This is a genomic window from Streptococcus sp. LYSM12 (assembly GCF_004569635.1).
In the GTDB taxonomy this organism is placed as follows: Bacteria; Bacillota; Bacilli; order Lactobacillales; family Streptococcaceae; genus Streptococcus.
Genome location: NZ_SPOZ01000084.1, coordinates 1 through 405, shown reverse-complemented (window position 1 = coordinate 405; position 405 = coordinate 1). Strand labels below are relative to the sequence as shown.

The 405-nt window shown below is 26.2% G+C and carries 1 pseudogene; it reads left to right on the top strand.

The window, feature by feature from the left end:
- Positions 1–405: pseudogene (locus tag E4T79_RS10810) on the top strand (hypothetical protein); the annotation flags it as partial.

Genomic DNA, 405 nt, shown 5'->3' with positions numbered 1-405 from the left:
CTATTATTATCTAGAATCGTATGTTATTGGAAGTGAGGGTATTGAAGAATTAGATATAAATAATTGTGAATTCAATGAGATATTAGATACTTATGAAGAGTTTACAGACGAGATTGTTAGTATAACTTATGAGCTAGAATATTTAATAAATTTAAGTTGTGTATCCTTTGATTATTGGGGACGTGATGATGATACAAAAGAAGTCATACAATCACCACCAATAGAACAAGAATTTAGTGGAAGTGTCATAGTTAATGTCACAAGATTAATTAATAAAGATGATATCGAAGAAGATTCTTTTTATATTAATAATGATAAAGAATATACAGATATTGAAATAATTGAAATTCAGATAGATCAAGATTCTATAAACAAAAATGAAGAAGACTACGATGACTCTTATTT